The organism is Helicobacter apodemus, assembly GCF_000765745.2.
In the GTDB taxonomy this organism is placed as follows: domain Bacteria; phylum Campylobacterota; class Campylobacteria; order Campylobacterales; family Helicobacteraceae; genus Helicobacter_D; species Helicobacter_D apodemus.
The window spans coordinates 1-5,437 of sequence record NZ_JRPC02000037.1; the positions used below are offsets into that span (position 1 = coordinate 1).

Below are 5,437 nucleotides of genomic sequence, written 5' to 3' on the forward strand. Positions count from 1 at the left end.
ATAAACTCAAAAATTAATGTTGGATATGGTGGAAGCTTTGAATTAAATAAAGATGAAAGTGGAAATATTCATTATACCAATGCACAAAGTGGGCAGATTGGTATGCAGTCAATTCAAAATTATGCAACAGCTCAAGCACAATCAAGTGAAAAATCATTAATGGGTGCATTACAAAAAACAGACACAAATGGTTTGAATGCTATTTATCAGACTGCAGAGAGTTCAGGTTTTAACCAAAACTCTCAAGCTATAGAGAACATCAAACAAAGTGTGATTGATTCAGTTAAGCAAAGTGAAAATTTCACAAAAGCAGAAAAGGACGCTATTGCTTTTGCTCTTAGTGGTTCAGGTTCTGTTGGATTTTCAAAACCATTAGCAATCCTTGGATTCCCATTTGAAGCAAAAATCGCTGGAAGCTTAGGGATTAGCACAGAAAGTGCTGATGCTTTAATCAAAGCAGTGGGTAAAGAAAAAGCTTCTCAGATTGCAGAGGATTTTTCAATGCAATATGCAAAATCTGCAATAATGGATAAAAATGTTGCTACAAGCCTAGCAGAACAAAATTCAACAATGCAAAATAATAGCCTAACGGAGGCATTAACACAAAGAGATTCTTTTGTATCCTCTCAACAAGTATCTAATGCAATGAGTAACAATGATTTAAGCGGTGCTATCAGACAAAGAGCAGAACAATTAGCGATGGAGGATGGATTAAGGTTAAATATTTCAGGAGAGATGGAGTTACACCAAAAGTATGGCTCAAAAGCATTTTCTCAAATGATACAAGAATCACAACAGCACGAACTTTCAAATAGCCATATTAATACATCTCCTATGGATATATACAACAAAAACAATAATGTAAATCCTGATGAGTTGTTCGCACAAGGACAAAATAAAGTGAAGGGCAATGATAATATTAATCAACAAAAATTGGAATCAGAAAGGGATAATAAGCTAGATAGAAAAATTGACAAGCACGAACAAGGAAAAGAAGGTGTAGAAAAACATTTAAGTAAAGCAAATAGCAATACAGGAGTTTATAATTATGAAAATATACCATTAGTAGGTGATCTTGTAAAAAAAGCATTTCCAGATAAAAATAGTTTAAATGGTAAAGATTTTATAAATGATATATTTTCCCGACAATAAATGCCAGTTGTTTAATTGTTTATATTAATCAATTTAGCTTATTTTAATGATTAAAATATGATTTTTATGCTATAATATAGGGAATTAAAGGAAAGGAGTTACATAATATGGAAATGATAAATATAATGGGAATAGCTGTAGTTTCTATCATCGTCTTACTGATTGTATGGCTAATTTATGAATTCAGAAAAGACGACAAAGAATATGAAGAAGCAGTGGAACGCATTAGAAAAGCTAAACCACTCACAGGAGTAGCTAAAGAAGTCTTTATAGGGACATATCTAGCACGATAAGTCTCTTTATTAACCTCAGGCAAGAAAACCCTTACTTCTTTAAACAAGAGATGAATTGCCTCCGCTTTTTGTAGTAAGGTTTGACAAATTAATCTAAACTCACTACAATCCTTTCCAATTAAGCTAAATCTTGTGTTCTTTAACTTCTTAAGGTATGTGTTTGGATAGCCAAATTTGGCTATCTGTAAAATCTCAACAATATCAAAGAGCAGGTTTTGGGGCAGGAAGTGTCCTTTGTCCTTAAATTAAAAACCTTTCGAGTTAGTTGAGATTGCAAAAGTAGAAAAAGAGTTAGAATTAAAAGATATTGGCGATATACAAAAGGAAATATTGTGCTAAAAAAGGCTTTAGGAATTATGGACGATTTATTGGGTAATAAAGGGGCAGAAAAAGAAAAACTAAAAGCCAAAGAACAACAAGAGAAAAAGAAAGACAAAAAAATAGAGTCTAAAACCGACAACGCCATTGAAATACCCACATCAACCCGACAAACAAAAAAAGAACTAACTCAAGAACATATACATTTGTTGAATAAAGCTTTTAATATGCTCAAAAATGAAGAAGGTATAACAACAATTGCTGAATTAGGACATTACTTAAGCAATGAACATGGTTTTAAAGCAGGTGATTTTATTGGTTCAAAAAGTTTAAGGGTCATTTATAGTGAAATTGACAATGGCGAAGCATATACTCTAACACAAGACGAGCAAAAAACACATATTATTTATATAGAACGCAAAGAAAAAATGCAATTACAATCACGCCCTAAATTACATAACAAAGTAAAAACTGCTTCTCCTAAAGAAAACAGCACTTCATTATTTGACTTTGCTTGGTTTAGAAATGGATATGAAGTAGCAATTAATGATTTACAAAAACAAGCAATACAAGAAGAATGGGGGAAAAATAATAAGTATCTCAAATACTATATTGAATCTAGGTTTAAAATAACTATTGAAAAATATCCTGAATTATTGTTTTTTACAGAAAATAAATCAAAAGCTTACTTTAATACAGGGCTTTTAACGAATAATTGGAAAGATTTATATGCTTATTTTAACAAAAAACCCGCAACATTTAATGGAAAAGAAGTTAATTATTGCTTTGTCGGGTTTGTGGATGAAAACTATCGTGATTTTGCTGGTAATGAACTCCCTGATACGATTAACTTTTTTAAAAATGCTGAAGATATTTATTTTGATGCAAGCCTAGATATTAAATACAATGAAAATCATATTTTAGAGCATAATATTGATAGATTCCCTGAATTTGTAAAACGAATTCCACCAGGTGGAAATAGAGCTATTTGGCTAGATGGAATTATCAAACATACAAAAAAACGCATACAAAGAAATTACAGAACAGTCATTCCACAATGGTATAATGGAAGCCTATGTTTTTTGCTACCATTATCCTTCGATGATTCCACAATCAATAAACCTGAATTATTATTAACTTGTATCAAGAAGCAAGATTATTATTGGATTGCTACTTGTCTCACACCTGAAATGGCTTATAGTAACGCTAGAATAATAGCTAAACCTGAAAGTGATTGGTTGAAACCCTGAATATCCTTGCTAAACCCCATAGAGCAATTCAACCCACATCACTACAAATAAGACTAAGTAGAAAAAGATAGTAATCTTTGAGTTCTCCAAAGCTGCAAAGTTGATATTGTTAAATTTATGTATGATATTGTTAATTGTTTGCTTCATTTATGTCCTTTGATTTGTGTGTTTGGGTATAGTTTAGTTTAAAAAAAACAAAATCTCAGCTATCAAGGATAGGTTTCATTACTTTTCTCCTACTATACACCCTTTGGGATTTAATATTGCACTTAATACTCTCCCATATGCCCTAATTAAATCTGTCTTAGAAAGTCTTTTTAGATTCTTTGGTTCATTCCATTCATAACTTAAATATCCACAAGATGTTAAAAGGAATACATAATCCGCTTTTGTTCGTATAATCCTATAATTTATCATATCGCATATATTCTTTGCAGTCATCATATCTTTACAAGCAGCAAAAATTTTACCATTTGCATAGCACATAACACGATAAGGATATTTCTCTTTTGTATCTACTTCTACATATACTTTTAAGTCTGTGCTTGATTTCATTTCTCATCTCCTAGTAACTCGGTATTTATGTGAATATTACCAATGATTCTTATATCTTTATATCTTGAAATGAAGTTATAAAAAGAATAATGCGGGAACATATTTTCGTGTCCTTCAATAATGAACCTCCCATTTTCAAAAGAAACAACCCCTACAATAGTTAAAGTTCCCATATCGTGTGAATCTGCTTCAAAACTTACAATATCTCCCTCATAAATCTTTGCATTATTTAAATCTCTAAGCCCTGTCCAAAATTCAACTTCTTTTTCATCATCTCTTTCATCAAATTCAATAAAAGGAATCGCTCTATTGGCACGATGAACCTTAGCAGGTAAAACAGAACCTAATTTAGCTAAAGCAGGATATTCAATATACCCATTTTCTAATTTGCTCCACACCCTAAAATCAAGATCTTGTAGTTTCATTATCTACCTCCACTCTTTTATGATAAATTCAAATTCTTTTACTCCAAACTCATAATGATGCATAAACTCCCCATTTTGAATATGAAGTAAAACCCTCTTTCTGCCCTTTTGATACTCGCGCAACTCTAAATAAAAAACTGCGTATTGATTGAAAGGATAAGTATTAGATACTGACTTAAACTGCGGATTATGGAATTTTATTTCATCATACGCAGTTTGTAAATTGTCATTAAATATTCCTATATTTGTTTTCATTGAGGAAATTCTTTATAACATTCTAATAAGTCTAATCGTTGTGTATTAGGATTATTTCCCCACTGCTTAAAGAAGAATGGCACATCTTTTTTTCTACATTGTCTGCGTATTCCTCTATCACACTGTGCTCCACAAAATCAAAACCACACACTCTCACTTCTCCTTATTTCATTAAAAATTTTAATTTTTTCATAGCACTTATATAGCTACTAATTACTTCTTGTTTTGTCAAATTTAAAATAGAAGCTATTTCTCCAAAAGAATATTCGTATTTATTGTATTCTTGTTGAACATACCACATATTAGGAGATAATGGCTTGTTAGAACGACTTATGTATTTGTGATATTTACGCTTATATTTATAATCTAAATCATCGTAAAACTCTAAATTCTCAGGATAATGTGAAGATAAGAAACTCCTAATTTTTTTTGAATTGCTATTGTCTTTGAATATTTCAACCATCAAAACGCCTCCTACTCATACACGCTCACGCTGTTTCATTTGGTTAAATACACAAGATAATCCTGCGATTAGTTTGTATTGTAATTTTGTATAATATTAATCATTGTAAGGAGATATTATGACCATAGCCTATGTAAGAGTTAGCACAAATAAACAAGAAACGGATTCTCAAAAGATTGAAATTGAAAGATATTGCCTTTGTCATGACATTAAGATTGATAAAATGCTTTCTGTCGAAATTAGTTCAACAAAATCTCAAGAAAAGCGAAAAATTACAGAATTGAAAGATATGCTTAATAGCGGAGATACTCTTATTACAACAGAGTTATCAAGATTGGGTAGAGATATGCTTGAAATCTTGCATTTTATATTAGAACTTGACAAAAAAGGCGTTAAAATAATTTTTATAAGACAAATGATTTTATCAAATGGTGAAAGCTCTTCTAAGTTAATATTAGCGATCTATGCTTATATTGCAGAAGAGGAAAGAAAATTAATCGTAATGCGGACAAAAGCGGGACTCGAGAAAGCTAGAGAGCGAGGAAAGAAGCTTGGACGCCCATTCAATGCTCTTAATAGCTACTACGACAAAGATATTAAAAAAATCAAATCTCTTTTGAAGCAAAATATAGGGGGTAGTTTTATTTCAAAGTGCAAATTTTAAAAGCGAAGTGCTTTAAAGTGCGATAAAATAGAAGTTTGTTCTTTAAATTACTTCGATTTAAA

Annotated in this window: 9 protein-coding genes; 4 read left to right on the forward strand and 5 right to left on the reverse strand. The window is 31.0% G+C overall.

Translation table 11 applies throughout. The features are described 5' to 3' along the window. From LS72_RS10950 to LS72_RS09795, 3 genes are all read left to right on the forward strand, one after another. Positions 1–1,152 (forward strand): hypothetical protein (locus LS72_RS10950; protein WP_194145599.1); only part of this gene is annotated, 1,152 nt, incomplete at its 5' end. Between the two features lie 107 nt (positions 1,153–1,259). Further along, a complete protein-coding gene (locus tag LS72_RS09790) occupies positions 1,260–1,445 on the forward strand; it encodes a hypothetical protein (protein WP_034555904.1) in 186 nt (61 codons plus the stop codon). A gap of 332 nt (positions 1,446–1,777) precedes the next feature. Beyond that, the gene (locus tag LS72_RS09795) at positions 1,778–3,013 is read left to right on the forward strand and encodes a DUF3825 domain-containing protein (RefSeq protein ID WP_052087401.1); all 1,236 of its coding nucleotides are present in this window, start codon (positions 1,778–1,780) and stop codon (positions 3,011–3,013) included. Between the two features lie 9 nt (positions 3,014–3,022). Here the strand turns inward: LS72_RS09795 and LS72_RS10955 are convergent, their stop codons facing one another. The 5 genes from LS72_RS10955 to LS72_RS09815 all read right to left on the reverse strand — a co-directional run bounded on the left by LS72_RS10955 (position 3,023) and on the right by LS72_RS09815 (position 4,714). Then, positions 3,023–3,160, reverse strand: coding sequence for a hypothetical protein (locus LS72_RS10955; protein WP_194145600.1), 138 nt, complete (start codon positions 3,158–3,160; stop codon positions 3,023–3,025). A 78-nt stretch (positions 3,161–3,238) separates the two neighbouring features. Further along, entirely contained in the window at positions 3,239–3,568 is a 330-nt protein-coding gene (locus LS72_RS09800) for a hypothetical protein (protein WP_034555999.1), read from the reverse strand. Then, the gene (locus LS72_RS09805) at positions 3,565–3,993 is read right to left on the reverse strand and encodes a YopX family protein (RefSeq protein WP_052087396.1); all 429 of its coding nucleotides are present in this window, start codon (positions 3,991–3,993) and stop codon (positions 3,565–3,567) included. Before LS72_RS09805 ends, LS72_RS09800 begins: the two co-directional genes overlap by 4 nt. A gap of 3 nt (positions 3,994–3,996) precedes the next feature. Beyond that, positions 3,997–4,248, reverse strand: a complete 252-nt coding sequence (locus LS72_RS09810) for a hypothetical protein (RefSeq protein ID WP_034555389.1) — start codon at positions 4,246–4,248, stop codon at positions 3,997–3,999. Positions 4,249–4,411: 163 nt separating this feature from the next. Then, on the reverse strand, positions 4,412–4,714 hold the full coding sequence (locus LS72_RS09815) for a hypothetical protein (protein ID WP_194145601.1): 303 nt from the start codon (positions 4,712–4,714) through the stop codon (positions 4,412–4,414). 115 nt (positions 4,715–4,829) lie between these two features. Between LS72_RS09815 and LS72_RS09820 the strand changes: the two genes are divergently transcribed. Further along, positions 4,830–5,375, forward strand: coding sequence for a recombinase family protein (locus LS72_RS09820; protein ID WP_084590220.1), 546 nt, complete (start codon positions 4,830–4,832; stop codon positions 5,373–5,375). Positions 5,376–5,437 lie beyond the last annotated feature (62 nt).

Bases quoted from the DNA above. Each gene is read 5' to 3' on its own strand.
- LS72_RS09810 (WP_034555389.1), bottom strand. From the start codon at position 4,248: ATGAAAACAAATATAGGAATATTTAATGACAATTTACAAACTGCGTAT.
- LS72_RS09805 (WP_052087396.1), bottom strand. From the start codon at position 3,993: ATGAAACTACAAGATCTTGATTTTAGGGTGTGGAGCAAATTAGAAAAT.
- LS72_RS10955 (WP_194145600.1), bottom strand. From the start codon at position 3,160: ATGAAGCAAACAATTAACAATATCATACATAAATTTAACAATATCAAC.
- LS72_RS09800 (WP_034555999.1), bottom strand. From the start codon at position 3,568: ATGAAATCAAGCACAGACTTAAAAGTATATGTAGAAGTAGATACAAAA.
- LS72_RS09790 (WP_034555904.1), top strand. From the start codon at position 1,260: ATGGAAATGATAAATATAATGGGAATAGCTGTAGTTTCTATCATCGTC.
- LS72_RS09820 (WP_084590220.1), top strand. From the start codon at position 4,830: ATGACCATAGCCTATGTAAGAGTTAGCACAAATAAACAAGAAACGGAT.